The 26,222-nt window shown below is 39.4% G+C and carries 27 protein-coding genes; 11 read left to right on the top strand and 16 right to left on the bottom strand.

The window, feature by feature from the left end; genetic code table 11:
• Nucleotides 1–35: 35 nt before the first annotated feature.
• From FUA25_RS04985 to FUA25_RS04965, 5 genes are all read right to left on the bottom strand, one after another.
• Complete coding sequence (locus tag FUA25_RS04985; protein ID WP_051190447.1) at nt 36–914, bottom strand: toprim domain-containing protein; 879 nt, start codon at nt 912–914, stop codon at nt 36–38.
• Between the two features lie 266 nt (nt 915–1,180).
• Entirely contained in the window at nt 1,181–2,419 is a 1,239-nt protein-coding gene (locus FUA25_RS04980; RefSeq protein ID WP_027377086.1) for a primase-helicase family protein, read from the bottom strand.
• Nucleotides 2,420–2,491: 72 nt separating this feature from the next.
• Nucleotides 2,492–2,770 carry a helix-turn-helix domain-containing protein gene (locus FUA25_RS04975; protein ID WP_027377085.1) on the bottom strand — a complete coding sequence of 93 codons (279 nt, stop codon included), beginning with the start codon at nt 2,768–2,770 and terminating at the stop codon, nt 2,492–2,494.
• A gap of 76 nt (nt 2,771–2,846) precedes the next feature.
• Nucleotides 2,847–3,581, bottom strand: coding sequence for a hypothetical protein (locus FUA25_RS04970; RefSeq protein WP_027377084.1), 735 nt, complete (start codon nt 3,579–3,581; stop codon nt 2,847–2,849).
• Nucleotides 3,582–3,596: 15 nt separating this feature from the next.
• Nucleotides 3,597–4,838, bottom strand: a complete 1,242-nt coding sequence (locus FUA25_RS04965) for a tyrosine-type recombinase/integrase (RefSeq protein ID WP_027387439.1) — start codon at nt 4,836–4,838, stop codon at nt 3,597–3,599.
• A gap of 351 nt (nt 4,839–5,189) precedes the next feature.
• On the opposite strand from FUA25_RS04965, the gene FUA25_RS04960 reads away from it, so the two are divergent.
• From FUA25_RS04960 to pyk, 5 genes are read left to right on the top strand one after another with little or no spacing between them, the layout of a single operon-like run.
• Nucleotides 5,190–5,429, top strand: coding sequence for an acyl carrier protein (locus FUA25_RS04960; RefSeq protein ID WP_002976354.1), 240 nt, complete (start codon nt 5,190–5,192; stop codon nt 5,427–5,429).
• A 28-nt stretch (nt 5,430–5,457) separates the two neighbouring features.
• Nucleotides 5,458–6,702, top strand: a complete 1,245-nt coding sequence (gene fabF / locus FUA25_RS04955; RefSeq protein ID WP_147755817.1) for a beta-ketoacyl-ACP synthase II — start codon at nt 5,458–5,460, stop codon at nt 6,700–6,702.
• A gap of 12 nt (nt 6,703–6,714) precedes the next feature.
• Complete coding sequence (gene rnc / locus FUA25_RS04950) at nt 6,715–7,479, top strand: ribonuclease III (RefSeq protein ID WP_147755816.1); 765 nt, start codon at nt 6,715–6,717, stop codon at nt 7,477–7,479.
• Complete coding sequence (locus FUA25_RS04945; protein WP_147755815.1) at nt 7,454–7,927, top strand: IPExxxVDY family protein; 474 nt, start codon at nt 7,454–7,456, stop codon at nt 7,925–7,927. The genes rnc and FUA25_RS04945 overlap by 26 nt, the downstream gene beginning before the upstream one ends.
• A complete protein-coding gene (pyk, locus tag FUA25_RS04940) occupies nt 7,920–9,365 on the top strand; it encodes a pyruvate kinase (RefSeq protein WP_147755814.1) in 1,446 nt (481 codons plus the stop codon). The genes FUA25_RS04945 and pyk overlap by 8 nt, the downstream gene beginning before the upstream one ends.
• Before the next feature lie 66 nt (nt 9,366–9,431).
• On the opposite strand, the gene FUA25_RS04935 is transcribed toward pyk, so the two are convergent.
• From FUA25_RS04935 to hutI, 3 genes are read right to left on the bottom strand one after another with little or no spacing between them, the layout of a single operon-like run.
• Entirely contained in the window at nt 9,432–10,724 is a 1,293-nt protein-coding gene (locus FUA25_RS04935; RefSeq protein WP_185146660.1) for an aldehyde dehydrogenase family protein, read from the bottom strand.
• Between the two features lie 33 nt (nt 10,725–10,757).
• Complete coding sequence (gene hutG, locus FUA25_RS04930) at nt 10,758–11,687, bottom strand: formimidoylglutamase (protein ID WP_147755813.1); 930 nt, start codon at nt 11,685–11,687, stop codon at nt 10,758–10,760.
• Complete coding sequence (gene hutI, locus FUA25_RS04925; RefSeq protein ID WP_147755812.1) at nt 11,684–12,919, bottom strand: imidazolonepropionase; 1,236 nt, start codon at nt 12,917–12,919, stop codon at nt 11,684–11,686. Before hutI ends, hutG begins: the two co-directional genes overlap by 4 nt.
• Nucleotides 12,920–13,117: 198 nt before the next feature.
• Here hutI and ruvB point away from each other — a divergent pair, with 198 nt between their 5' ends.
• The 5 genes from ruvB to coaE are packed head-to-tail and all read left to right on the top strand — an operon-like array spanning nt 13,118 to nt 17,355.
• Nucleotides 13,118–14,140, top strand: a complete 1,023-nt coding sequence (gene ruvB / locus FUA25_RS04920) for a Holliday junction branch migration DNA helicase RuvB (RefSeq protein WP_147755811.1) — start codon at nt 13,118–13,120, stop codon at nt 14,138–14,140.
• Complete coding sequence (locus tag FUA25_RS04915; protein ID WP_147755810.1) at nt 14,140–15,219, top strand: WG repeat-containing protein; 1,080 nt, start codon at nt 14,140–14,142, stop codon at nt 15,217–15,219. The genes ruvB and FUA25_RS04915 overlap by 1 nt, the downstream gene beginning before the upstream one ends.
• Before the next feature lie 2 nt (nt 15,220–15,221).
• Nucleotides 15,222–15,827 carry an FMN-binding negative transcriptional regulator gene (locus tag FUA25_RS04910; RefSeq protein WP_147755809.1) on the top strand — a complete coding sequence of 202 codons (606 nt, stop codon included), beginning with the start codon at nt 15,222–15,224 and terminating at the stop codon, nt 15,825–15,827.
• A 15-nt stretch (nt 15,828–15,842) separates the two neighbouring features.
• Nucleotides 15,843–16,709, top strand: a complete 867-nt coding sequence (locus FUA25_RS04905; RefSeq protein ID WP_147755808.1) for an MBL fold metallo-hydrolase — start codon at nt 15,843–15,845, stop codon at nt 16,707–16,709.
• Nucleotides 16,693–17,355 (top strand): dephospho-CoA kinase, encoded by a 663-nt coding sequence (gene coaE / locus FUA25_RS04900; RefSeq protein ID WP_147755807.1) that lies wholly within the window; start codon nt 16,693–16,695, stop codon nt 17,353–17,355. The genes FUA25_RS04905 and coaE overlap by 17 nt, the downstream gene beginning before the upstream one ends.
• A gap of 69 nt (nt 17,356–17,424) precedes the next feature.
• Here the strand turns inward: coaE and FUA25_RS04895 are convergent, their stop codons facing one another.
• Nucleotides 17,425–19,395, bottom strand: coding sequence for a M43 family zinc metalloprotease (locus tag FUA25_RS04895; protein WP_185146659.1), 1,971 nt, complete (start codon nt 19,393–19,395; stop codon nt 17,425–17,427).
• Between the two features lie 168 nt (nt 19,396–19,563).
• On the opposite strand from FUA25_RS04895, the gene FUA25_RS04890 reads away from it, so the two are divergent.
• Entirely contained in the window at nt 19,564–20,025 is a 462-nt protein-coding gene (locus FUA25_RS04890; RefSeq protein WP_147755805.1) for a hypothetical protein, read from the top strand.
• Between the two features lie 7 nt (nt 20,026–20,032).
• Here FUA25_RS04890 and FUA25_RS04885 read toward each other — a convergent pair whose 3' ends face one another.
• From FUA25_RS04885 to FUA25_RS04855, 7 genes are all read right to left on the bottom strand, one after another.
• Complete coding sequence (locus tag FUA25_RS04885) at nt 20,033–20,689, bottom strand: DUF6048 family protein (protein ID WP_147755804.1); 657 nt, start codon at nt 20,687–20,689, stop codon at nt 20,033–20,035.
• The gene (locus FUA25_RS04880; RefSeq protein WP_147755803.1) at nt 20,655–21,134 is read right to left on the bottom strand and encodes a hypothetical protein; all 480 of its coding nucleotides are present in this window, start codon (nt 21,132–21,134) and stop codon (nt 20,655–20,657) included. The genes FUA25_RS04885 and FUA25_RS04880 overlap by 35 nt, the downstream gene beginning before the upstream one ends.
• 29 nt (nt 21,135–21,163) lie before the next feature.
• The gene (gene rlmD, locus FUA25_RS04875) at nt 21,164–22,576 is read right to left on the bottom strand and encodes a 23S rRNA (uracil(1939)-C(5))-methyltransferase RlmD (RefSeq protein ID WP_147755802.1); all 1,413 of its coding nucleotides are present in this window, start codon (nt 22,574–22,576) and stop codon (nt 21,164–21,166) included.
• 468 nt (nt 22,577–23,044) lie between these two features.
• The gene (locus tag FUA25_RS04870) at nt 23,045–23,350 is read right to left on the bottom strand and encodes a GldL-related protein (protein WP_147755801.1); all 306 of its coding nucleotides are present in this window, start codon (nt 23,348–23,350) and stop codon (nt 23,045–23,047) included.
• Entirely contained in the window at nt 23,347–23,673 is a 327-nt protein-coding gene (locus FUA25_RS04865; protein WP_147755800.1) for a hypothetical protein, read from the bottom strand. The genes FUA25_RS04870 and FUA25_RS04865 overlap by 4 nt, the downstream gene beginning before the upstream one ends.
• 70 nt (nt 23,674–23,743) lie before the next feature.
• Complete coding sequence (locus FUA25_RS04860; RefSeq protein ID WP_147755799.1) at nt 23,744–25,267, bottom strand: TlpA family protein disulfide reductase; 1,524 nt, start codon at nt 25,265–25,267, stop codon at nt 23,744–23,746.
• A gap of 178 nt (nt 25,268–25,445) precedes the next feature.
• Nucleotides 25,446–26,213, bottom strand: coding sequence for a succinate dehydrogenase/fumarate reductase iron-sulfur subunit (locus FUA25_RS04855; protein ID WP_147755798.1), 768 nt, complete (start codon nt 26,211–26,213; stop codon nt 25,446–25,448).
• Nucleotides 26,214–26,222: the final 9 nt, after the last annotated feature.

Raw genomic sequence — 26,222 nt, 5'->3', positions numbered from 1 at the left:
AACATACCACCACATTTTACCTTTGTTTATTTTACTCACCTTCGCCTTTGTTTCACTTGTCTTTCAGGTGATGGATTTTTGTGAATCATCCAGTCATTCAAATCTTTAAAATCTGAATATAAAACCCGACAATCTTCTGCGTTTTTGTTTTCATTTTTAATCATTTCAACCGCCAGATTTCCGGCTTCGTCATTGTCAAAATAAAGTTCAATATTTTCATAATTTCCTAATGAATTTTTAATATTGTGAATCATCGAAACGGAATTCAAAATGATATAATCAGAAGGTTCTTTTTCTAAAAAATTTTCTACATTTTTAAAGGAAATAAAATCAAAAAAACCTTCGAAAATTCGAAGCGATACCGAACCATTTTTAATGGTTGAAACACCTTTTTTACCCAAACAGATTTTAGAATATTTATTACGGATTTCATAACCGCCAGAATCGTTCTCGAATCCAATTCCGAAATAGTTTTTATCATTCATTCGGTAACGAATTTCGTGTAAGAACTGAGTTTGATTTCCAATTTTTCTTTCTCTTAAATATTCCAAAAGTGCAGGATGCTGGATTTCATTCACATCAAGTATCTCATAATTTTTACTCGGGTTTTCGAACTTCTGATCAGGAATGTTTTGCTTTTGAAAAGAAGAGAAATTCTGATCTTCTGCCCATACTAAAACTTCATTGACTGAAGCGTTCAGATATTTCTTCATAAAGTCGGTATTCGTTCCACCGATTCCTTCTGAAAATAAGTACCAATAGTTTATTCTTTTATTGATTTTAAAAGAGGCTTGGGATTCGTTGGCAAAGGGGTTGAGATACCAAGCTTCTTTTTCATTTTGTTTTGTAGGAAGGTGTCCGAGAGAAAGGAGGACTTCTTCCAACGATATGTTGTTAAATTGTTTGCAGTTCATTGTGTAAATTTTAATGTTTTTATTAATAGATAGTAGTTGTCCTGTCGATGAAAGGCGGATTAGTTTGTCTTCGACTAATTTTTGATGAATTGATGAGAAAGCCTTATAAAAAATTGAATTACAATACTTTATAACCTCATCAAGGTCTCATCATCTCATCAAAGTAGAAATATTCTTCTCATCATTCTCACATCAAAAACCAAGGTTTAAAAGTTTGATGAGGTTTTTGATGAGATGTAACTAATTGATTTTATTTTCATTATCAATTAATTCATCATTTCATCAAATTTTTGAAGAATAAAATTTCTGTCTACTGTAAAATACCGTCCTGTTTTATTCTGTTGGTAAAAACTTCTACTGTAATCGATGTCGTATTTGATGTAAGCCAGTGAATTGTTCTGAGGTTCAAGTTTCCAGTTTTCTTTCAGGAGTTTTCGGACATCGTTTACCGTCCAATACTGTTTACTGAACATTTTAACCAGCATATTGAAAATATCCTGTGGAATAAAATTGATCTTGCTGTCTTCCGTACTCTCAAAAAACTCATATAAAAGTTCGACGATTTTAGATTCTAATTTGTTGTTATTTTTCCAAACCAATTTCTGAAGGGCTTTGGTTCTGATCTGGGAATCAGTGAACCACATCCTTGTCTCCTTACGGCTGTGAAAAGGTCTTTGAATTAAATATCTAAGAAAATAAGGGATTTCTTTATTTAAATTGTGTAGAAATTCAGTATTCTCCGTTTTAATCGATTTTACCTTGATGATCCAGAATCGTATCTCATTTTCATCAATCTGAATGAAGTTATCTTCATTATTGGAACAGAGAATAAATTTTCCAAAAAATTCCACTTCTTCACGATCTTTTCCTTTTGCCTCTTTCTTGTCTTTATCGGTAGTGGAAAGATATTTTAGTCGTTCCGTAATCTCCTTTTTGTCAAAGAATACTTCATCAATAGCAACGATCAACATTGATGTCCAATCCGAATTGAACTGACTGCTGAAAGAATCGCCTTTGATGTAAGTCATATTTAGTCCAAAAACGGATTTAAGCCATTTGATGAATGTAGATTTCCCGGTAGATCTTTCCTTGCTTACAAGACAAAGAATCGGGAGGATCTGTGTTGGATATTGCAGTAAGATCTTGATATAATCTAATCCTAGTTCCAACTGTTCTCCAAAAATATGCTCCATAAATCTAAGTGAAAATGGAATCTTCTCTTGTAGATATGTTTGCTCCGGTGTTTCTTTAATCGGCTGATAAGGAATCTCATTGTAAACATTATAGAATCCTTGGATAATTTGTTGGTATTGCAAATGGGATGGTATACAACAGAAACCATCATACTTAGGAACTTTTGAGACATATATCTTTCCGTGATCGCTGATAATGGTCTCACGATTCCATCGAGTCAATATTGAGATTTTATCACCTGAGATCAATGGTTTCTCAATAGTTTTATAGTAGGTTGTCCCTACTCTTAGATATGGGATTTTTTCGCTCATATTTTAAAGGTTTGATTCCGCACAGGAAATACTGAAGGGTGAATTAGAATGCTTGATAAATAAAGTCTCTATCTATCTTCTATACTTAAGTGATTTGACCTCGTTTAAAGCATCCATCAGATCAAAATGGTTGACCCTGTAGAATCTTCCTATTTGTTCTGCTTTAATGTTACCTTTTAAAATATGTGAGCGTACGGTTTGATAATCGAGTTTTAGAATTTCTGAACACTCTCTGATAGAGTATAATTTCTTTTTCAACTCGATGTCAGGTTCTTTTTTGAGAGAATAGAGTAAGTCTTTCACTTCCCCTAATTCGTCGAGAATGGTTTGGAATGGATTTGTTGTCTGCATAATCTGATATTTATTTGCAGACAAAATTGTATGATTGGAATAACTAATGATGCAATTCTACTCAATTGCGTAAAGTTTAATACTTGATATTAAACAACTTAGATAATTCTTGATAGATAGTTTCCTCAAAATCATTAGGTTTCACAGTTATTGCCCGTGAAAATGTTCCTTTGTCAAAATTGGAATTATATTCGTTTTCCATAGCCTCAATAATAGTGGTGTCTTGAAAATCCGGATTAATAATATGATTGTCTTTTAAGAATCGGTGGATTCTGATGAAGGAAGATTTCTGATCTACGATTAGGTTGTGATTTTCATCTATGAATTTTTTACCCTTTAGAAAAGCAATGAAAATTTGCGAACTGTTTTCACCAATCATAATATCCGATAAGCGAATTTCTCTTTTTACTTTACCTTCTAAAGCAAAATATAGTAAAAGCGTAGTTTCAGCTCCATTCAAAAAATTGCCCTGTAATTTCATCAGGTTGCTTGAGCTTAAAATACTTAATGATTCTCTTCGATATTGCTCTAAACAATATTCGATTTTCTCTTCAAAGTTGTGATTTCGGGAAGCATCTATATTTTTGAAGTGGAAAGTGAAAAAGTTATCTAACTTTTCATATCGAATAAGAAACTCATTTCTTTTCTTATCAGTAAGACTGATTTGGCTGGATTTCTGTTTGGCTTTTTCAATTCTTTTTGACAACATCTTTGAAATTTTTTCACCTTTGATCCAGTAAAAAATCATCATAGGATAACCTACAAATTCTTCCCAAAAATTCCAACGTCCATAAAGTTTCTTTTGATCCATAATCTAAATTAATGATTATTTAAAAACTTCATTCATATAATTGATTTTATCTTCTTCGCTCGGTCGATAGTATGCATTGAAGACCTCCAGACTTGTATGACCTGTATAACTCATTATTACTTTATCCGGAACTCGTTTGTTCTTCATTATAGTGATGAAACTTCTTCTTGCAGTATGTGAGGAAATTCTTGTCCAAAATTCGGCTTTTTGGTCTACCAATTCATCACCATACTTCATTGTCTTCTTTATTTCATCAGTAAATTTTAATTCTTTAAATACCTCCTTAATATATTCGTTCATCTTCTGATTTGTAATGCTCGGCAAATTATAATCATATTTTTCAAGAATTGATTTAGATATACTATTTAAAGGAATTGCTAAATTTTTTGATTTGCTTTTTAAATCAATTACTCTAATAAAATTACCTTCAAGATCGCTCTTTGAGATTGTGCTATAATTACCGAACCTCATTCCTGTAGTGCAACCAAAAACAAATAGGTCACGAACTTTTTCCAATCTTTTATTTTTAGCAAGATCGTACTTGTAAATTAGTTCAACCTGTTCGTAGTTCAAAGCAATTTCGTCAGTAATAAATTTAGCAGGTTTCTTGAAAGCAATAAAATCGTTATTGTAAGTATATTTCCTATTTAAAGCCCAAAGCAAAAAAGTCTTTAGAAGACCAACATTTCTATGTACAGTATTCGCAGAATGCTTTTTTTCTTCAATACAATATTTAAGAAATTTGTTATAGAGCTTATCATCAAATTTTCCGAGAGTAACCTTTATTTTACTATTCTTCTCAAAATCTTCAAGTAAAGTTTTGTTACATTTATAACGTTTTAAAGTCGAATTTGAAATCGAATTTCCTGTATAATCATTTTCCTTCTCATCCAAAAATTCCTGATAAATTCTAAAAAAATCACTTTTTACAGTAATTTTCTTGAACTTTTCATCAAATCGTTGTTTAAGTATATCTACGGTAAGTTCTTCGCTTATATTTTTATAACGATTTACTATCTCAGTAAAAAAACTACTATACCTATCTAGTTGCATTTTCAGACTTCTATGAATTTCAGCTCGCTTAGTTCTCCCATTCAAATCGTTAGGTTGCCTATTTTCAAAGTCCCATTCAGAAGGCTTAATTTTTTCACCAGTAGAATAGATAAAATTCTTATTTTCACTGTTGAAAAAAGTACGGAAGTAAATGAGGGTTTCCTTAGTTTCACTAGGCTTCTTAAGTTTAAAAGTGTAATTCATAGGGTGCCAGTTTGGGTGCTACTTCTTCTATATTTAGATATAAAAACTAATTATATTCACATATACAAATATAGTTAAAATACTGAAAAATAGCACACTTACACATTTTAAGTTATGTTAAAATATGTAAGGTTCAAAAACCTCCAACTCCACTTTTTGAAAAAACCACCTTATATAGAGGGTGGTTTTTTATTTGAGGACATTAAACCATTATGTGAATGCCCTGAAATAATTAATCCTGATAATCAAATCGTAGCAACAAAAAACCGCAAATAAATTCAAAAAAAGGTTTTATCATTCAGAATTTTATATATTTGCACCATTAACAATTATATTAAAAAATAAATTATTATGTCAGACATTGCATCAAGAGTAAAAGCTATCATCGCTGATAAGCTTGACGTTGAAGAAACGGAAGTAACTCCAGAAGCGAGCTTCACAAACGATTTAGGAGCTGATTCTTTAGATACTGTGGAACTTATCATGGAATTCGAAAAAGAATTTAACATTCAGATTCCAGACGATCAGGCCGAGAAAATTACTACAGTAGGTCACGCAATCGCTTATATCGAAGAGGTAGTTAACAAGTAATTCTTTATCAGAGAAATTTCTAGAATTTATGGAATTAAAAAGAGTAGTTGTAACCGGTTTTGGCGCCTTTACCCCCATCGGTAAAAATGCCGCAGATTACTGGGAAAATCTTGTCAAAGGTGAGAGCGGAGCCGCTCCGATTACTCTTTTTGATACCACAAATTTTAAAACAAAATTTGCCTGCGAAATCAAAAATTTCAATCCATTAGATTATTTAGAGAAAAAAGAATCTAAAAAAATGGACAGGAATACCCAGTTCGGAATGATTGCAGCCCGCGAAGCGGTCGCCCATTCCCGGATTATTGAAGATAACGTAGACAAAAACAGGGTTGGAGTAATCTGGGGTTCCGGAATCGGAGGCCTCGAAACTTTTGAACATGAAGTTCTGGAGTGGGCAAAATCAGAAATTCCAAGATTTAACCCTTTTTTCATCCCTAAAATGATTGCCGACATTACTCCTGGACACATTTCCATTGAGTATGGCTTTCATGGACCTAATTACACCACCGTTTCAGCCTGTGCTTCCTCGGCAAACGCCTTAATCGATTCCAAAATGCTCATCCAATTAGGTAAAGCTGATGTTATTGTATGTGGCGGTTCTGAAGCTGCAGTTACAGCGAGTGGAGTTGGCGGCTTCAACGCCATGATGGCACTTTCTACCAGAAATGATGATCCTAAAACAGCTTCAAGACCTTTTGATAAAGACCGCGACGGTTTTGTTCTGGGTGAAGGAGCCGGCTCTATTGTTCTGGAGGAATATGAACACGCCAAAAAACGCGGAGCTACCATTTATGCCGAATTAAAAGGCGGCGGAATGAGTGCAGATGCGTATCACATGACCGCACCTCATCCCGAAGGTTTGGGCGCTTATCTTGTCATGAAAAACTGTCTTGAAGATGCTGAAGTAACAGCAGACGAAGTAGATCATATCAATATGCACGGTACTTCTACTCCGCTTGGTGACATCGCAGAATCCAATGCAATTTCACGACTTTTGGGCGATCATGCTTTCGACATTCAGATCAATTCAACAAAATCCATGACCGGCCACCTTTTGGGCGCTGCCGGTGTTATTGAAGCTATTGCAGCTTTGGGTACCATTATTCACGGAATCGTCCCTCCTACCATCAATCATTTCACCGATGATGAAAATATTGACAAGAGACTGAATTTCACCTTCAATACTGCGGTAAAGAAAAATGTGGATATTGCCATGAGCAATACTTTTGGATTCGGAGGCCACAACGCCTGCGTTCTGTTTAAAAAAATCTAATTCCTACAATGCATGGAGTTAAAGAATTACTTTTCTAAATTCCTAAGACACCGAAGAAAAACTTTAACGGAAAACGATTATTACCTCAGTTCTGAAATCAGTAAAATTACTGGCTGTGGAATCCATAATATTCATCTTTACCGCGAAGCTTTTTCTCTGAAAAACTCTTCGAGAAATCCAGATCTTAAAAATTACGAACGTCTGGAATTTCTGGGCGATTCGGTTTTGGGTACCATTATTTCCTGTCATCTATTTCAGGCTTATCCCGATGCAAGAGAAGGGTATCTTACCCAAATGAAATCAAAAATTGTTAACCGCAAAAACCTGAACAGGATTGGTGAACAACTGCAGCTGACAAAATTTCTGGAGCCAGGCTATTCCATCACTTTAAGCGAGAATATCAGCGGAAATCTTTTTGAAGCTCTTGTTGGCGCCATTTATCTCGATTTAGGCTATGATTTCTGTAAGAAAATCATTCTCGAAAAACTCCTCACCCCACAGGAAATCAATAAACTTGAAAATAAGATCGTTAGTTATAAAGGTCTTCTGCTGGAATGGAGCCAGAAGAAAAAGGTCCTGATCCGATACGAAACCTGCGAGGAACATCAGGCACAAAAGGTCACCGTTTTCAGATGCCATGTCTGGCTGGGTGCAGAAAAAATATCGAACGCCACAGACAGTTCCAAGAAAAAAGCCGAAGAAAAAGCCGCACAGCGGGCTTTTTACATTTTAAACAAAAAAGAAAATATTCTTGAAAATCCAAAAACAGTTCTTTAGTCTGGAAGAAGATAATGACGATTTGACCATTGGTTTGGTTCGGTTGGCAAAAGATATTCCCGATTATGAACTCTTTTTCACCGTAAACAGAATCAACCATTTCTGCTTTTCGCGCATTGAAGACTTGGTCATTGACGGGGAATATTTTACATACAAATTTGCGCAGTTCCAGGCATACCACCACGAAGTAAAAACGTGTTTCCGTTTCATCCGCAATATCTCATACGAAGGCATCCGGAAAAAGGAATCTTTTGAACTCTTTTCCGGTGAAGAGTCTGTTAAGTTTCTGTTACATAATCATATCGATGTGGATTATATCGCCACTTCATCGGATGTTATTGCCGATTTTTCCTTAATTTTGCTGCCTGATCTCCTGGTATTTCAAATTCAGGAATTTCCTTTAAGTTCAGATGATGAACTTTACCAAATAATTCAATACTATGAATAAATATCTTAAAAAAACCAAAATAATCGCAACCCTGGGGCCAGCGTCATCAGATAAAGAAACGATGGTTCAGCTCATTCAGGCTGGAGTTGATGTGTTCAGGATCAACTTTTCCCATGCAGATTATGATTTGGTTAGAAATAATGTCAGGATCATCCGCGAGATTAATAAAGAATTTGGCTTTTCAGTAAGCATTTTAGGAGATTTACAGGGTCCGAAATTAAGAGTTGGCGTCGTAAGAGAAGGCTCATACCTCAATCCGGGTGATATATTAACTTTTACGAACGAAAAAATTGAAGGCGATTCCGAAAGGGTGTACATGACCTATCAGCAGTTTCCTCAGGATGTAAATGTTGGGGAAAGAATTCTGATTGACGACGGAAAACTCGTTCTGGAAGTTCTGGAAACCAACCGAATCGATACCGTAAGAGCCAAAACCATTCAGGGTGGACCTTTGAGTTCCAAAAAAGGAGTCAATCTCCCTAACACCAATGTTTCGCTTCCGGCACTTACCGAAAAAGACATTGAAGATGCCAACTTTATGCTGGATCTGGAACTGGACTGGATCGCACTGTCATTTGTGCGTCATGCCCAGGACATCATCGATCTTAAAAAGATCATGAGCGACCATCCGACAAATAAACAGAAAACCCCGATTATTGCAAAAATCGAGAAGCCTGAAGGCGTGAAAAACATCGACGAAATCCTGATGGAATGTGACGGACTGATGGTGGCTCGTGGCGATTTGGGTGTTGAAGTCCCGATGGAACAGGTTCCTGCCATCCAGAAAACGTTGGTGGAAAAAGCCAGAAATTATTCCAAACCGGTGATCATTGCCACTCAAATGATGGAAACCATGATCAACAGTCTGACTCCTACGCGTGCAGAAGTAAATGATGTGGCAAATTCCGTTCTGGATGGCGCTGATGCCGTGATGCTTTCCGGGGAAACTTCAGTAGGAAGATATCCGGTTGAAGTGGTTCAGAACATGTCGAAAATCGTAAAAAATATTGAACGGACCCATTTCTATCAAAAAAAGAATTCTCCTGTTGAACACGACTTCGACTGTATTGATGACCGTTTTATCACGAACAGAGTGTGCCTTGCTGCGGTAAGGATCGCAAAAACCACCAATGTTGAGGCAATCATTACCTTAACCCATTCCGGTTATACGGCTTTTCAGATTTCTGCACACCGTCCGAACTCGCATATTATTGTATTCAGTTCAAACCGCCGCGTCATTACAATGCTGAATCTTCTTTGGGGAGTCCGTGCATTTTATTATGATATGGAGAAATCTACGGATGAAACCATTGTTCAGGTCAATATGCTCACGCACAATTACGGATTTGTGGAACAGGGCGATTTTGTCATCAACCTGAATGCCACACCAGCCTACGAAGGCGGCAGAACCAACACCTTCAGACTGACAACCATTTAAAAAAATTCCTGAATACACTTCAGGAATTTTTTATGATTATTTTTAGATTAAAATTGCTGAATCTTCTTAGTTTCCAACTACCGTTTTAACAGTAACAAACTCCTTCAGTGCCAGTAAAGAAAGCTCCACACCGTAACCGGAAGATTTTGCGCCGCCAAAAGGTAGTCTCGGATCAGAACTAGTTTCCTTGTTGATGCTCACGGTTCCCGAGTCCAGGTTTTCAATAAAAAACTGCTGTCTTTTTTTATCCTTGGTCCAAACCGAATTCGACAGCCCGAAAGGAATATCATTGGCCATTTCTAAAGCTTCTTTATCATTTTTTGCAATCATGACCATTCCGAGCGGGCCGAAAAGTTCTTCTTCCAAAATAGGATTTCCGGCTTTCACTTTTATAAGACCGGGAATAAAGCCAATGTCAGAAATTCGTTCCAGCGGAAGAATGATTTCGGCACCAAACTTTATGGCTTTTCTGTACTGTTTTTCCAGTTCATCGGCTAAATCAGGTCTTGCCATTCCGGCAATTTTCGTTTCCTTTTTTAAGGGATTTCCCGGAACATATTTCTGATATTCTTTAACAAAAACCGGAAGAAATTCCTTTTCCACATTTTTCTGGATGATGAACCGTTTTCCGGCATTGCAGGCCTGACCGCAGTTCTGAAGTCTGGCTTTCGCGCCGCTTTCCGCAGCATTTTCGAAATCGGCGTCGTCCAGAACGATGAAGGCATCGCTTCCTCCCAGTTCAAGCAGTGATTTCTTTATATTTTTTCCGGCGGTGGAAGCCACTTCAGCACCTGCTTTTTCACTTCCTGTCAGACTTACCGCTTTTACCATAGGATTTTCAAGAACTTCTTTCACTTCATCATGTCCGATTTCAAGGTTCTGAAAAATTCCTTTCGGGAAACCGGCTTCCAAAAATATTTTTTCAATAGAATTTCCGCTGCCGAAGCAGATCGAAGCATGTTTTAGAACCACGGTGTTCCCGGCCAAAATGGAGGGAACCGCAAACCTCAACACCTGCCAGAATGGGAAATTCCAGGGCATTACACCCAAAATCACGCCTTTCGGGACGTAATGGATTTCGGAAATTCTGAATTCCGTTTCAATTTTTTCCGGTTTCAACACGTTTGATGCTTTGGCATAATAATCGATCATCAGGGCACATTTCTCTACCTCCGCGATAGACTGCGAAATGGGTTTATTCATTTCTCCGGTGATGATTTTCGCGTATTTCTCTGAATTGTTCTTCAGGATTTTCGCCAATTTTTTAAGCAGTTTCTGACGCTCACCGAAAGGAATTTTTTTCCAGTCATGAAAAGCCTTATCTGCGGTTTTTAATTTATTCTGAATATTTTTTTGCATAGGGAATTTGAGGTTAAAATTGAATGGATTCTTTTAAATCATAAACCATTCGTTTACTAAACTTGCGGCCAGCCTTGCGGTACGGTCCTGAATATCAAAGACAGGATTCACTTCCGCAATATCCATCGCCTTGAGTTTGTCATTTTTTAAAATATGCCGGAAGAAATGCATAAACGCAGCATCAGCACAAATCCCATTATAGGCCGAAGCAGAAACTCCCGGCGCGATGGAAGCGTTGAAAACATCCATGCAGACCGTGAGATATAAAACATCTATATCTTCGAAAAAAACATCTATTTTCTGATAGATACTCGGCAGGTTTTCAAAAAACAGTTCATCATTTAAAATGTATTTCATGCCATACTGATGCGCAGTATCAAACAGTTTTAGGGTGTTGGAATTCCTCTGGATTCCGATATGCAGCGAATGGATTTCTCCTTCCTGGGCAATCTGCCAAAATCCCGTTCCGGAACTTGCACCGGTTCCGATCTCAGGTTCACGGTTGTCAAAATGCGCGTCAATGTTGATGATGCCGATTTTCTTTCCGGGAAAAGCATTTCTGAGACCTGAATAATGACCAAATGTCACTTCATGACCACCGCCGAAAACTACGGATTTGCCTCCTCTCTGAAAAATTTTTGAAGTTTTCTCAGCGAGTTCAAACTGAGCCGTTTCTAAATTGCCTCCGTGGCATGTAATATTTCCAAAATCTTTCAGCAAAAAATCCGGGCTGATGACCGGAAAATTGGCGATATTTTTACGGATAACTTCCGGCGCATCTTTCGCTCCTGCCCTGCCTTTATTTCTGGTCACGCCTTCGTCTACGGCAAATCCGTGTAAAACGAAATCGTTCGGTGAAATAGTCATGTAATCATCTTCCAAAGAAACCCTTTGAAAAATCCTGTGCTGTAAAGGGTCTGTTCCGTCAAGACGGCCCGTCCAAATCTTCAAATCGTCATTCATAATTTCTTTTCTGTTTTATTGCCGTTTATATAGACGTTTTCCGCCCTCATACTGCCCTGCTGATAAAGTATATTCTGAAAATTATCTGTTATGAAGGTTACAAAATCAGCTTTTTTTCCCTTTTCCAGTTTTCCGCGGTCTTCCAGATTCAAAGCAAAAGCAGAACGGAACGTAATTGCGGCCAGAACTTCTGCGGTAGTCAGTTTTTCAAAAGTCGCCAAAATACTGGCCTGAGTAATGAGATTTCCCATCGGTGCAGAACCGGGATTCCAGTCACTTGCGATGGCAAGAATCCCATCATGATCCAGGATTTTCCGTGCGGGTGTGAACTTCTCACCTAATCCAAGACTGGCGCCGGGAAGTGCTACAGCTACGGTTTCTGAATTTGCCAAAAACTGAATATCTTCATCAATAGTCGCTTCCAGATGATCCGCTGACTTCGCGCCAACTTCAACCGCAATTCTCGAACTTCCGGGGGTGAACTGGTCAGCATGAACCGTTATCTGAAAACCTAATGCCTTCGCTTTTAACAGGAACTTTTTGCTTTCTTCGGGCTGAAAAGCAGATTTTTCAATGAAAATATCCACCCGTTCTGAAAGTTTTTCTTTCTTTACCTGCGGTAGAATTTCATCGACAATATAATTGAGATATTCTTCAGAACTTCCTTCAAAATCTCTCGGTTTCAGGTGTGCGGAAAGACAGGTCGGAACAAGAGTAGCTTCCGTTATTGCCTGTGCTTTTTTTATCACACGAAGCATTTTGAGTTCATTTTCCAGATCCAGACCGTAGCCGGATTTTATTTCAATCGTGGTTATTCCCAAAGAGATCAGGGAATTGATCCGTTCTAAAGTGGTTTTTAACAATTCTTCCTCCGAAGCATTTCTGGTATGCTGCACCGAACTCCAGATTCCGCCGCCGCTTTCGGCAATTTCCAAATAGGTTTTGCCTGCGTTGCGCATCGCAAAATCGTTGGCGCGGTTCCCACCGAAACAGATATGCGTGTGCGAATCCGTAAAAGCAGGCAAACAGATCTGCTCCTCGTCAATCAATTCGATCTGAGAATGCTTTCCTTCTTCCTTTAAGAAATCAAAGTTTCCGATTTCAATGATTTTTCCATCGTCCACTAAAATCCCGCCGTTTGCGATGATCTCGAGCTGGTCATCCGATAGCTTTCCGCGCAGCGGAAGATTCACAAGTGTAACAATTTGCTTAAAGGGACCAATTAATTTCATATTGGTAAAAATAAGAATTTAAAACACAATTTTATGCGATTTCATCAGCGAATCTGTCATAAATGAGAGTTATTCAGAACGTCAATCGTGCGCGCCGGTTTAATTTGTACTGAATCAATTCTTTTGTATTCAGCATCCAAAAATTCCCGGATTCCCTGAAAAATTTCTTACTTTTGATGATATACAAATCCCCACAAAATGTCCGATTTTTTGCACGCCGATAAAGAGAATTTTTCTGATGACGAACTGCTGCAGGAAGAAAAAATCCGGCCGCAGAGTTTTCAGGATTTTGCAGGACAGCGGAAAACCCTCGACAATCTGGAGATTTTCGTGGCCGCCGCAAAAAATCGTGGCGGTGCACTCGACCATGTTTTACTTCACGGTCCGCCAGGTTTGGGGAAGACTACTTTGGCCCATATCATTGCAAATGAATTGGGAGTGGGCTGCAAAATAACTTCCGGTCCGGTTCTGGACAAACCCGGAAGTCTAGCCGGACTGCTCACGAATCTTGAAGAAAACGATGTGCTTTTTATTGATGAAATTCACCGGCTTTCCCCGATTGTGGAAGAATACCTGTATTCGGCAATGGAAGATTATAAAATCGATATTATGCTGGAGTCCGGTCCGAATGCACGAAGCGTACAGATCGGGCTGAACCCTTTCACATTGGTAGGCGCCACAACCAGAAGCGGAATGCTGACGAAACCCATGCTCGCTAGATTCGGGATCCAGTCGCGGCTCGAATATTACACGATTGAACTGCTCGGAATGATTATCGAAAGAAGTGCGCGTGTTTTAGGCGTAAAAATCTATGAAGATGCGGCTTTGGAAATTGCAAGAAGAAGCCGCGGAACACCCAGAATCGCTAATGCACTTTTAAGGAGAGTACGTGATTTTGCGGAAATTAAAGGAAACGGAGAAATTGAAATCGGTATTACCAAATTTGCGTTAAATTCTCTGAATGTGGACGAATTCGGCCTCGATGATATGGACAATAAGATTATGCGAGTCATGATTGAAAATTTCCGCGGAAAACCGGTGGGAATTTCTGCATTGGCCACTTCAATCGGTGAAAACCCTGAAACGCTTGAAGAAGTGTATGAACCATTCCTGATTCAGGAGGGTTTTATTATCAGAACGCCGCGAGGACGTGAGGTGACGGAAAAAGCGTATAAACATTTGAATATTTCAATACCGAAAAGGCCTGATCAGCTGTTTTAATGAAAAATCTGAATTTATTTTTTTTTATTTTGGTTTCTGCTTTTTGTTTTGGACAAAAAGATACCAACTGGTATGCCTTCTATAATGAGGATTCCACGAAAATCGGATTTAAAGATATAGTGGGAAATATTAAAATTGAGCCAATGTATGAACAAGCAATGATGAGTAGTGATGTTTTTAAAAACGTTATCGCAGTTTGGGATTATGCAGAAAATTATAGCGGCGAGCAATATTATCTCAATAAAAATGGGAGGAAATTCGGAAAAGACAGTTTGTATGTTTTTGATTTTATGTTTGCGGAGGAATATGAAGAGAAAATAAAATTTAGAGATGAGAAAACAGATAAAGTCGGGTTTTTCGATAAAAATGGGAAAGTTGTAATTCCTGCAGTTTATAATGATGCAGGAGATTTTCATAACGGAATTGCGATCGTAATAAAAGATGCTGAAAAAAAATGTTGGAAAGAAAGCAACGGAAAGCAACGAAAATATCCAGATTGTGAACATTGGTCTTGGGAAGGAAAAACAATGGTAATTAATACTGAGAATAAAGAGCTTTTTGAAATTGAGGAACCGGATTTTATCAGAAATATTGATTACAATGATATTTACAAAAATTTTAAATTAAATAAAAATGTAGATCCCGATTTTTATATTTCTTATAAAGGAAACGATGGAAATACCTATTCTTTTTATATTCCGGAAAAGGATTTCATCAAATGGTTTCAAACAAAATTTTTGCCCGATTATAAAATACAAGGAAAAATTTCTGAAAAATACTACAACAAAACAATTCTCTTACAGAGGAAAGAAAAATCAGAATTTATCAATAAAGCAATTTTTATTGATAAATACAGTGGAAAAGTAAATTCTCTTTTCAAAAAATATTTGCAAAATAAATATAATATTGATTTTTTTGATGAAAATATGTTTCAGGAAGAAAATAAAAGTCTTGCAATTGATTTACGTTTAAGTCCTAAATCTGAAAATGGTAATTCAAAAAACATACTGGGTTTCCGTCAAGAAAGCATAGTTTTTACCAAAACTGGCGATTCTTTTTACATCACATCTGCTCCATAAAAATGTACATCCCCAAAATCTATAAAAGCGAAGACCTAACATTGATGAAAGAAATCATCAGTGAAAACGGTTTTGCGCTGTTGATTTCAAATGAAGAAAAACTTGCGGCGACACATTCGATGTTTTTACTGAATGAAACAGCGGATGGATTTTATCTGGAAACCCACATTTCGAAAGCCAATTTTCAGGCAAAATTCCTGAAAGACGGCGACAATGTACTGTGTGATTTCCTTGGTGCCCATTCTTATATTTCTTCTTCCTGGTATGATCATAAAAATGTGTCTACGTGGAATTATGAAGCGGTACAGATCCGCGGGAAAGTGAGGCTGATGAATGATGGTGAGCTTTATCGGCATCTTGAAAAACTCACTTCAAAATATGAAAAAATTCAGAAATGTCCGATGCTTGTTGCAAACATGGGCACAGAATATGTGAGAGAACAGATGCAGGGCGCTTTCGGAATTAATATCATTCCGGAGGAAGTGCACATTGTCTCGAAGCTCTCCCAAAACCGGGATGAGAAAAATAAGGAAAGTATCATTTCGAACCTGAAAGAAACCGGCAATCCTCATTCCATCAAAATTGCAGAGAAAATGCAGAATATTTAATTAAAATGATCAGTTATGAAACTATATCCCATACAGTGCGGAAAATTTAAATTAGACGGTGGCGCGATGTTTGGCGTCGTCCCGAAAACCATCTGGGAAAAGACCAATCCTGCAGACGAACGCAATTTAATTGAGTTAGGCACCCGCTCACTTCTGATTGAAGACGGCAAAAAACTCATTTTGATCGACTGCGGACTCGGCAACAAACAGAATGAGAAATTCTTCGGTCATTACTCCCTTTATGGCGATGATTCTTTGGATAAAAACCTAAAAAAATACGGTTTCGTTCGTGAAGACATCACCGATGTTTTCCTGACCCACCTTCATTTCGACCACTGCGGCGGTGCGATTGAATGGAATGATGACAGAACGAGATATCGTCCGGCATTCAAAAATGCGCAGTTCTGGACCAACGAAGAGCACTGGAAATGGGCAACGGAACCCAATCCGAGAGAAAAAGCGAGTTTTTTGAAGGAAAACATCCTGCCCATGCAGGAAAGCGGTCAGCTGAACTTCCTCCCAACTCCCCAAAACGGCAATTATGGCTTCGCGCCGGATCTGAAAATGGACGTTATTTTTGTGGATGGTCATACCGAAAAACAGATGCTTCCGGTAATCCGTTACCAAGATAAAACCATTGTATTTGCAGCAGATCTGATTCCTACGGTGGGACATATTCCGCAGGTGTATGTGATGGGTTACGATACGCGCCCGCTCTTAACAATGGACGAAAAAGCAAAATTTCTGAAACAGTGTATTGATAATGAATATCTTCTTTTCTTCGAACACGATGCACACAACGAATTGGCTAGCCTGAAAATGACGGAAAAAGGCGTCCGTTTGAATGAAACTTATACCATGAACGATGTTTTCGGATATTAAACAGAATGGCGAAACCGCCGAAGGACTGCAGGAGGAATCTGGTGAGAAAAATAGCCAACCTGAACCGAAAATCATTGGGTTAACCGGTGGAATTGGTTCCGGAAAGACGACTGTCGCCAAATTTATTGAAGAAATGGGGTTTCCTGTGTATTATTCTGACGTGCGGGCAAAAGAAATCGTAAATGATGATGACGATTTAAAACAGAAAATTAAAGAGTTGTTAGGTGAAGGAGCGTATGATGAAAACAGTCTTTATGACCGGAAATTTGTTTCTGAAATTGTCTTCAATGATGAAGACCTGCTGCTGAAGTTAAATGCTTTGATTCATCCCGCTGTAAAAACTGATTTTGAAAACTGGGTAAAAAGACAGAACGCAGAATTCATTTTCAAGGAAACAGCACTGCTTTTTGAGCTTAAATTACACGAAGATTGCTACAAATCTGTCCTGGTTACAGCAGATGACAACGTCAGGATTAAACGCGTAATGGACCGCGACGGCAAAACCTACCGGGAAGTCGAAAATGTGATGGAAAATCAAATGCCGGAGAAGGATAAGATAAGACTTGCGGATTTTGTGCTTTACAACAATGACGGACTTGAAGAACTGCAGCAGCATACCAAAAAACTCTTGGAGAACTTCAATTAAAATATTTCTTTTTCTAAAACAAAAAATCCCCGAAATTCTCGGGGATTTTGTTATTCTAAGAATCCGTCTTTATTTTTTGATGAATTTATGAGAAATCGTTTTGCCTTCATAATTCAGCGTTATGATGTAAACGCCTTTCGTCAGTCGGTCTACAGAGACTTTATTGTTCTTAACATTTCCTCTTGAAACGATTTGCCCTACGGTATTGTGAATGGTATAGGTTGCCTTATCACTTACCTTTGTAATGTTCAGGATATCGGTAGCAGGGTTTGGATAGATATTTACATCTGTTAACAAAGCTTCAGAAGCAGCCAGTAAATTAGATCCAAAGGATTTGCTTGCAGAAGCACCAAAATTAGTAGCTTCAAATACAGTCGTTAAACCATCTTGTGATTTAATTCTCACATATCCATTTCCACCGCCACAGCAGATACCATCCTGATAATCATCATAAATGGTAAATGTATAACAGGTATTATTTGCCAAATTCCAGGTTTGAGTAATAAGCGGTGGCAAAGTTGATCCGGAAGCATTCGCATAAGGACCGCCCTGAGTTACAATTGTTCCAGCGCTGTTTTTGAGTTCCCAACGCGTTTCTGAACCATACAAGTCTCTCTGTAAAGTAAAGACAACTGTGCTGAAAGCATAACTCGCCGGTAACGGTGAAGAAACATAACTGCCGGTAGCCGTGTTATTCGTAATCCGCTGATCTGCAGTTCCATTAACCGTTGTAATTGCTGCAGTTACAGTTCCTGATGCTACTGCGGATGAAACAGGAACAAAGAACGTACTGAATTTATCCTGAGCCAACGAGCCGGTCCAGTTATAAATCTGTGGTGTACCTCCATTTACCGTATAAGTAATAACAGCAGAAGTAAGCAATGAGGTACCTCTGTTGTATAAAGTCAGTTTAAAGCCAGAGCTGCAGTTTTCAACCTGGCAGGATCTTTCCACTTTAATTTCTGCATCATTGGCAAAAAGAGGAATTGCGATGTCTTTGGTAGAAGTTTTGAGTGTTGCTCTGCGCGGGGAGTTATTCATAACCGCTGTGATTCGTGCTTTTTGATCAACCGTAAACAGATTCATACATGCATCATCGGTGTAATCCATGTAGTTTTCCACCATTTCAAACAGTCCTGCCGTGCAGCTTGCAACGCTTGGACAACCGTAGTTTTCCTCATGTGCTGGAGTGGTATCGTTACAATAGTCAGTGGCACAAACTGCAGCACTTCCATCATCGCCCCAGATGTGTCTCAACCCGAGGAAATGCCCAACTTCATGCGTCATCGTTCTACCCTTGTCATAAGGAGTGTTTAGAAAAAATGTGTTATTAATATTATAATCGATGCTGCCAAATGTTGAATAATTGGCCACTACACCATCTGTGTTAGCGGGCCCTCCGTTTGTTGAAAGTCCGGGTAGACTTGAATTGGATGGAAACTGAGCATAGCCAAGAAGGTCAGACGCCGAAAATCTTACACTCCACATATTCATATATTGAGTAGGATCCCATATTGTTGCAGGTTTAAGGGTACTGTCTATTGTTTCGTTATTACTCTGGTCATCATTAGACCATGAATATTTACACATATTCACCCTATCAATTCCATTTGTTGGATTCCCATTAGGGTCAACCTTAGCCAGTGCAAACTGTATCATCGTATCGGCTCCTACAGGATTGCTATTAAATCCTGGAGTTAATGCCATCCTACGGAAGTCTTCGTTCATTACGGTTATTTGCGAAATGACCTGTTCATCTGTAATATTGGGTGCAACACCTAAAGCTTCGCCGTTATGGATAACGTGAACAACCACAGGAATTGTGATAATTCCCCCACTTTGGGATTTATTGTTCTTTGCTTCTTCAATTAAAGGCTTGATCCAGGCCTCAAACTGCGAATCATTCATTCTGTTTGGATACTTGCCCTGCAAATACGTTTCATATTCTGTAGTGGCACAACGAATAAACCCCTTTGATTTTGATAAATCAGCCTGGGTATAAGTTTTTCCGAATACTTTGATTTCTTTTGATTTCTTCACTTGTGCATTCAAGCTGAAAAAGCTTAAAAGAGCAAAAGCTAATATTATATTTTTAGTAAAAAAATTTATTTTCATTCTATAGTAATTTGGTACAAATATAATATATCCAATATAATTTTCCTGTGCTTAATTAGAATAATTTAAATTTACGGTTCAGAAATTTAAAATATGAAAAAAATAAATCTTTATTTGGTTATTATGATTGGGATAAGCAGTTTAAACTGTAACGCCAAACCAGAAACTCCAACAATGGACAATACAAATTACACTTCAAAACAATCATCTATCCAGGAGGTGTATCTGGAAGAAAAAACACGCGGAACGAACAGAGCAATTACATTTGCCCCTAATGAGAAAACGGTTACACTGAATGGAGTGACCACAAAAACCAAAGTTTTGCCGGGCGAATGGGATGCAATTGTGAAAACAGTGGGGAAACTGAACCTCAGCAATCTTCCGAAATTTGAAGCACCAACGAACAAAAGATATTCTGACGGGGCTTTAATCTCCATTTTGAAGATTACAAGTAACGGAAAGACTTATTCTTCTGCAGATTTTGATTCCGGAAACCCACCTGCAGAACTTAAAGATCTATACAATTCCATCGCGCCGGGCTTCCGGAAGAAGTAAATGTTCTCTAAAACATATACGCTACATTCCAGGAAAAGCCTACACCGAATTTAGTGGAACTGCGCCCGAAACCTGGAACAATCATCGGCTGAATTTCTTCCTGCTTCGTGGAATACAGCAAATAATGCGGCTGAACATTCACATCGATATAAAAGTTCGAGTCAAAAAGTTTGACTCTTCCGCCGACTACCCCTTCCAGCCAATAAGACGACTGAGCTGATTCCGGAAAAGCTACCGATGTAGCACTCTCGCCGAAACCGCGGACCGGAACCGCGCGGTATTCCTGTTTATAGAAAGAACCCGCCACTTTTCCGCCGCCATAAAAGCCGTTGAATTCATTTTCCGGGTCTTTGCTCAGCATATAAAAGGCACCCAGTTTAATAAAAGGTCCCGAAACGTCAGCATCATACCCGTTTTTCTGATACCTGTTTTTCTCGAAACCGGCGTCAACTACAGCGTGAATATTATTTTTAATCTTCGAGGAAATAAAACCCTGAAACACTTTCCGGTCGGTAAAGAAACTCATTCCGCCATTCAGCAGGTCGAATCCTACAAGAAAATTCGGCTCATATCTGAACTTTACTTTTACCGAATCCTGCTTTTGGGCAGCATTCAGGATAAAAAGAAGACTAAAAAAGAAGAAAAATATGCGTTTTGTTTTCATCTGTAATTTGGGTTTGTTGCTGATCCAATCCAAGAACCGGCGTTGGAACGGTAAGGGCGGAAGTCACATTTTCATAGATCTTTTTAATGCCGCAGGCGGGCGAAACATATTCGGATTTCGTTACATAACTCACCCGGATCTTCGATTTTGCTCCGGCTTTGCTGAGCCCGACATACACATCGGTAAAAGGCTGTTCATCCACCCTTAGCGGAACAAAAACCGAATCGGTTGCCATTTTTCTTTCCTCTACCGGGATCATTCCATTGCCGTAATCAACATATACGAATACAGAGTCCAGGGTTTTGGCTTTACCGGTGCTCTGGGTCTTGAATTTGAGCTTCATCCTTGGGGTGGCTTCGCCGCTTGTGCAGATGTCATCATCACTTCCGCAGGACAGAAGCGAAAGGATCATGACGAGGGAAAAGACGGTCTTTAATAATTTCATGGATCGCATTTGACATTAAAATTAAGCTATTATATTTTAACAAGCAGGGCAATATTCTCTACATGATGCGTCTGCGGGAACATATCCACCGGCAGGATCTTCACAAGGCGGTAGGCATCTTTCATCAAAGCGATATCCCTGGCCTGTGTAGCCGAGTTGCAGCTTACGTAAACAATCTTCTCCGGCGCCAGTTTCAGGATCTGCTCTACCACCTTCTGGTGCATGCCGTCTCTTGGCGGATCGGTAATCAGAACATCCGCTTTCGGGTGACTGGCGAGAAAACCATCGTTGAAGATGTCCTTCATGTCGCCGCAGTAAAACGTACAGTTGTCGAGACCGTTGATTTCAGCATGCTCTTTCGCTGCGTTGATGGCTTCCTGAACCGACTCAATACCGATCACCTGTTTCGCATTCCGTGCAACATACTGGGCGATGGTTCCCGTGCCGGTGTATAAATCATATACCACCTCGTGTCCCTGCAGATCTGCAAATTCCAATGTTTTGCGGTAGAGCTGCAATGCCTGCCGGTAATTGGTCTGGAAAAATGATTTGGGTCCTATTTTGAAAAACAGGCCGTCCATTTCTTCCATCAGATAGCCGTCTCCGAAATACGTCTCTATATCCTGGTCATAAATCGAGTCATTCTGTTTGGCATTGATGGTATACACTAAGGTCTTGATCTGAGGAAATTCCTTCAGCAGATATTCAAAAAGCTGCTCGCGGTTCTCTTTCTCTTCGCGGAAGAGCTGGAAGAGTACCATCCATTCCCCTTTCGAAGTCTGGCGAAGCATAAGCGTCCTGAGGAAACCCTGCTGATTCTTTACATCAAAAAACTCCAGTCCGTTCTGTACAGCGTAGTTCTTCACCGCAAGTCTTATGGCGTTCGAAGGATCTTCCTGAAGCCAGCATTCCTTCAGGTCCAGGATCTTGCTCCACTGGCCCGGGATATGGAAACCGAGGGCATCTCGGTTGCCGAAATTCTCTTCGGAACTGATCTCATAATGCGTGAGCCAGCGCGAGTTGGAAAAAGAGAACTCCATTTTGTTGCGGTAGAAATACTGCTCTTCGCTGCCAATGATGGGCATGGTTTCAAAATCCTCGAAACCGCCGATTCTTTTAATATGGTTGTACACCTCATCCTGCTTGATGTCGAGCTGCTTTTCATAAGACAGGTTCTGCCATTTGCAGCCGCCGCATACGCCGAAATGGATGCATTTTGGCTCCACACGGTAAGGCGAACGCACGATAATATCAATTGCTTCGCCTTCAAAGTAATTCGATTTTGCTTTTTTCACCCGCACATTCACGGTATCTCCCGGAACTGCTCCGGAGACCAGCACGGTCTTGCCTTCTTCGGTCCGGCCTACTGCTACGCCTTTGGAACCGGCAGAGGTGAGTTTGATATTCTCAAGAACAAGATTTTTCTTTTTGTGTTTTGCCATGGTGCAAAAGTAAGGTTTTGAAAATAATATCCATAAACTTCAGGGGCTGACTTTGCAATTGCCCGCACACACACGATCATGAAGAAAAAAAGAGGGAGAAAAATGCGGAAAATAAATAGCATAAGCGTAAGAACCAATGCAATCAATTTTCACAACATTGAAGCGCTGAAACCCTTTCGAAAGACAGTTTTTCAGGGCTGATGCTGAAGTGTTGCAAGTGCTTAGCAGAGGGGTGTAAAAATGACCCGCATCGTTTACACAAATGACCCGCATCGTTTGGATAAATGACCCGTATCTTTTTGTGAAAAGACCCGCATCTTTTGTGTAAAAGATACGGGTCTTTTGTAGGCCGCATGAATACAGGGTGCGCAGCCGGCATAAATTATCCAAAAAAATCGCTTCATCCCTCCTTAAAAAATTAAGGAAAAAAGGTTCTCATCTCGCGGAATATCTGAAGAAAATGAGGGTTTAACGCCGCGTCACCAGTTCATCGCGCTGGAGAAGATAGACAATGCATCCTAGATTCCCGAAGAAGATTATGCCAATGAGCCAAAGTAAAGAATTCCGGAAGGAATGTTTCAGAATATCATAAATGACCAGTGCCCAGACAAAAAATCCGGGAACAAGACCAACGGCCAACAGATAGTTGCCGGTAATGGGTCCTATGCTGAAATGGGTAATCTTCAGTAGGGCACCAATAAGTATAATGGCAAGACTTAGAAAAGCCAGCCCCAGTAAAGTGCGGCGGTCGATCAACATTGGAGAAACATTCATGGCAAATGATTTAAATTAATGTTGCTTTTAGCAAGAAACCTTTTCCGGTTATAGAGATAGTACAGGACTCCGATTCCGCCAAAGATGACGAAAGTCACGAGCCAAAGGGCTCTGTTCTTCACCTGATTGCGGAAAACATCGGCGGCGGACACAAGGATCGCCATAAGGGTGCAGAATGACCCTACAAAAAGGAAGAAGTTTGCCGGGATATTCAATCCCAGCACCGCGGCATCCAGTGTTACGGTAATGATGGTAAATACGGCTCCGAGAAGCGCAATTCCATAGAGCAGCGGTGCGGAAATAAGGAGTTTCTGTTCTTTCATAAAGCAATTTTCACTAAAATTAAAAAAACCTTGTCGAATGACAAGGTTTCATATAAAATATTATTTAGATCTACTTGGTTGCAGGAGCCTGCTGCTGTGCCGACTCTTGCTGCGGGATCAGTTGATTCTGAAGCTGAACCTCGGGCTGCACCGACGGCGCCTTAAGACCGGTTTCACGGTCCAGAACGGTTACCATTTCAGGATCTCCAAGGTTGAAGAACGCTCTGCTGGCCACTTTCCCCGTTTTATCCAGTACTACAAAACTTGGAAGTTTGAAACCGTAAATACCGTATTTTTTAGCAAGATCAGACTTCAATCCGCCTTCTGCATATACATTGGTTCCGGGTAAGCCCTTCATCAAAGCATTGCTTGTTTTAATAAACTGATCTTTGGTATCATCAAGATTTACATATACAAAATTCATTTTCGATTTGTAGAAGTTGGTCACTTCTGTAAGCACAGGGATTACACTTTCTGAAATGTATGGGTTCCATGAAGCATAAAACACCATCATAGTAGGTTTTCCGTTGTTCTCAGAAATCTTGAAGGCTTTACCGTCCTGTTTGATCAGGGCAGCATCGGGAGCAGCTTCACCTACCTTAAGGCCGGAAACCACGAACTGGATTTTTTTAAGATCAGCTTTCACGCCGGCATCTTTGATGTCGTTTTCAATAATCTTCGCTATTTTGTCCTGAGTCTCTTTTGGGGTAGTTGGCTGAATATCCGACTGTGCCATTACATAGGCCAAAAGGTAATCTTTGGTCACCTGAGAAACGTCTTTCTGAGTTTTAAGATAATTGTTGAACAGTTCCGTCATGGAAAGTTTATTGTCTTTATTGTTGGCTTCCCCATATTTCTGGAAGTCTGCTGTCATTTTGGACAGGAGATAATTCCGGTATGATGGAATTTCCTTTACCATTTTATCTTTATCCGGCTGAAGTTTATTCTCGAAATCCACGAAATTCTTTCCTGACTTGTATGCAGGATTACCTGATGCCATGGCTTTTGTAGTTTCGTACTGTGCCATAATAGACAGTATGGTGCTTGCAAGATCATGTTTCTTCCACTCCACCACATCATTGTCGGCTTTGGTTTTCTTGGCGTTCTCTTCAATGTTTTTCACGAGGTCATCATGAATTTTCTGAATCCCTTTCAGAAAAGAAGCTTCGTCGCGCTGCATCATTTCCTGCATGTTTACTTTGCCTGCATAGCCTGCAAGGAATTTCTGCGAGTTCTGAAGGAAATCGTTGTTACCTTTTGCATCGCCATTAATCACATATTCTGTAGGGAAAGTAGCTGCATTTCCGGAGATGTTAACAGTTTGTCCGCCTTTCAGGTAGATGAGGTTCTGTTTTCCGGCATAGGAAATTACATACATTCCGTTTTTAGGTGCTTCGAAATCTCCTTTGAAGTTTCCGTTCGCGTCCACTCCAATATTTGTAAGAGGCAAAGTCGCCACTCCTGAAGCCTCAATAAATTCCACTCTTTCCAAAGGAGAAGCGGTACCATTGATCTTTCCGTTGATCTCCACTTTCTTGGAACATGAAACGGCAAAAAGCGCAATGAAGAACAATAACAGATACGTTTTAGTCATTAGTTGTATTTTTTTTATTTTAAATTTTTCGGTACCAAAGGTCATGATGATTAAATTTTCACAAAAATAAGTTATTCCCCGAGTTATTTAAAATATAAATTGAATTTTTGTGAAAGTTTTAACAGCAAAAAACCGCTTTCATTCAGAAAACGGTTTTTATATAGATATTTGATAAATGCTAACCTCTGTCCAAGTGTGCTGACATGTATTCTCGGTTCATTCTGGCGATGTTTTCAAGAGAAATTCCTTTCGGACATTCCACTTCACACGCGCCGGTGTTGGAACAGTTTCCAAAGCCTTCTTCATCCATTGCCTTCACCATATTCAACACTCTTCGCTTCGCTTCAACACGTCCCTGCGGCAATAATGCGAACTGGGAAACCTTTGCTCCTACGAAAAGCATGGCCGATCCATTTTTACAGCTTGCCACACATGCACCACATGCGATGCATGCAGCTGCATCCATGGCTTTGTCGGCATCTTCCTTCGGCACCGGAATGGCGTTGGCATCAAGCGTATTTCCGGAAGTGTTCACAGAAATAAATCCACCAGCAGCCATTACCCTGTCGAAAGAACTCCGGTCTACTACTAAATCCTTGATCACAGGAAAAGCAACGCTTCTCCAAGGCTCAATATGAATCGTTTCACCGTCTTTGAACATTCTCATGTGCAGCTGACAAGTCGTGATTCCGGTATCGGGACCGTGCGCCCTGCCGTTGATATACAGCGAACACATTCCGCAGATTCCTTCGCGGCAGTCGTGGTCGAAAGCAATCGGTTCTTTTCCGTCATTGATCAAATTCTCATTGAGCATGTCCAACATTTCCAGGAAAGATGAAGCGGTAGGGACATCGGAGATTTTATAGGTCTCAAACTGTCCTTTTGATTTATTGTTTTTCTGTCTCCAAATTTTCAGAGTCAGATTAAGTCCTTTTTTTGCACTCATTGTATTCTG

The organism is Chryseobacterium sp., assembly GCF_008014695.1.
GTDB lineage: Bacteria > Bacteroidota > Bacteroidia > Flavobacteriales > Weeksellaceae > Kaistella.
The sequence above is the reverse complement of the archived record's forward strand: the minus strand, read 5'-3'. Positions and strand labels throughout refer to the sequence as shown.

What these genes read in the sequence shown, in the direction of transcription:
- FUA25_RS04985 (WP_051190447.1), bottom strand. Translation starts at nt 914, where the DNA reads ATGAACTGCAAACAATTTAACAACATATCGTTGGAAGAAGTCCTCCTT.
- FUA25_RS04980 (WP_027377086.1), bottom strand. Translation starts at nt 2,419, where the DNA reads ATGAGCGAAAAAATCCCATATCTAAGAGTAGGGACAACCTACTATAAA.
- FUA25_RS04975 (WP_027377085.1), bottom strand. Translation starts at nt 2,770, where the DNA reads ATGCAGACAACAAATCCATTCCAAACCATTCTCGACGAATTAGGGGAA.
- FUA25_RS04970 (WP_027377084.1), bottom strand. Translation starts at nt 3,581, where the DNA reads ATGGATCAAAAGAAACTTTATGGACGTTGGAATTTTTGGGAAGAATTT.
- FUA25_RS04965 (WP_027387439.1), bottom strand. Translation starts at nt 4,838, where the DNA reads ATGAATTACACTTTTAAACTTAAGAAGCCTAGTGAAACTAAGGAAACC.
- FUA25_RS04960 (WP_002976354.1), top strand. Translation starts at nt 5,190, where the DNA reads ATGTCAGACATTGCATCAAGAGTAAAAGCTATCATCGCTGATAAGCTT.
- fabF (WP_147755817.1), top strand. Translation starts at nt 5,458, where the DNA reads ATGGAATTAAAAAGAGTAGTTGTAACCGGTTTTGGCGCCTTTACCCCC.
- rnc (WP_147755816.1), top strand. Translation starts at nt 6,715, where the DNA reads ATGGAGTTAAAGAATTACTTTTCTAAATTCCTAAGACACCGAAGAAAA.
- pyk (WP_147755814.1), top strand. Translation starts at nt 7,920, where the DNA reads ATGAATAAATATCTTAAAAAAACCAAAATAATCGCAACCCTGGGGCCA.
- FUA25_RS04935 (WP_185146660.1), bottom strand. Translation starts at nt 10,724, where the DNA reads ATGCAAAAAAATATTCAGAATAAATTAAAAACCGCAGATAAGGCTTTT.
- hutG (WP_147755813.1), bottom strand. Translation starts at nt 11,687, where the DNA reads ATGAATGACGATTTGAAGATTTGGACGGGCCGTCTTGACGGAACAGAC.
- hutI (WP_147755812.1), bottom strand. Translation starts at nt 12,919, where the DNA reads ATGAAATTAATTGGTCCCTTTAAGCAAATTGTTACACTTGTGAATCTT.
- ruvB (WP_147755811.1), top strand. Translation starts at nt 13,118, where the DNA reads ATGTCCGATTTTTTGCACGCCGATAAAGAGAATTTTTCTGATGACGAA.
- FUA25_RS04915 (WP_147755810.1), top strand. Translation starts at nt 14,140, where the DNA reads ATGAAAAATCTGAATTTATTTTTTTTTATTTTGGTTTCTGCTTTTTGT.
- FUA25_RS04910 (WP_147755809.1), top strand. Translation starts at nt 15,222, where the DNA reads ATGTACATCCCCAAAATCTATAAAAGCGAAGACCTAACATTGATGAAA.
- FUA25_RS04905 (WP_147755808.1), top strand. Translation starts at nt 15,843, where the DNA reads ATGAAACTATATCCCATACAGTGCGGAAAATTTAAATTAGACGGTGGC.
- coaE (WP_147755807.1), top strand. Translation starts at nt 16,693, where the DNA reads ATGTTTTCGGATATTAAACAGAATGGCGAAACCGCCGAAGGACTGCAG.
- FUA25_RS04890 (WP_147755805.1), top strand. Translation starts at nt 19,564, where the DNA reads ATGAAAAAAATAAATCTTTATTTGGTTATTATGATTGGGATAAGCAGT.
- FUA25_RS04885 (WP_147755804.1), bottom strand. Translation starts at nt 20,689, where the DNA reads ATGAAAACAAAACGCATATTTTTCTTCTTTTTTAGTCTTCTTTTTATC.
- FUA25_RS04880 (WP_147755803.1), bottom strand. Translation starts at nt 21,134, where the DNA reads ATGAAATTATTAAAGACCGTCTTTTCCCTCGTCATGATCCTTTCGCTT.
- rlmD (WP_147755802.1), bottom strand. Translation starts at nt 22,576, where the DNA reads ATGGCAAAACACAAAAAGAAAAATCTTGTTCTTGAGAATATCAAACTC.
- FUA25_RS04870 (WP_147755801.1), bottom strand. Translation starts at nt 23,350, where the DNA reads ATGAATGTTTCTCCAATGTTGATCGACCGCCGCACTTTACTGGGGCTG.
- FUA25_RS04865 (WP_147755800.1), bottom strand. Translation starts at nt 23,673, where the DNA reads ATGAAAGAACAGAAACTCCTTATTTCCGCACCGCTGCTCTATGGAATT.
- FUA25_RS04860 (WP_147755799.1), bottom strand. Translation starts at nt 25,267, where the DNA reads ATGACTAAAACGTATCTGTTATTGTTCTTCATTGCGCTTTTTGCCGTT.
- FUA25_RS04855 (WP_147755798.1), bottom strand. Translation starts at nt 26,213, where the DNA reads ATGAGTGCAAAAAAAGGACTTAATCTGACTCTGAAAATTTGGAGACAG.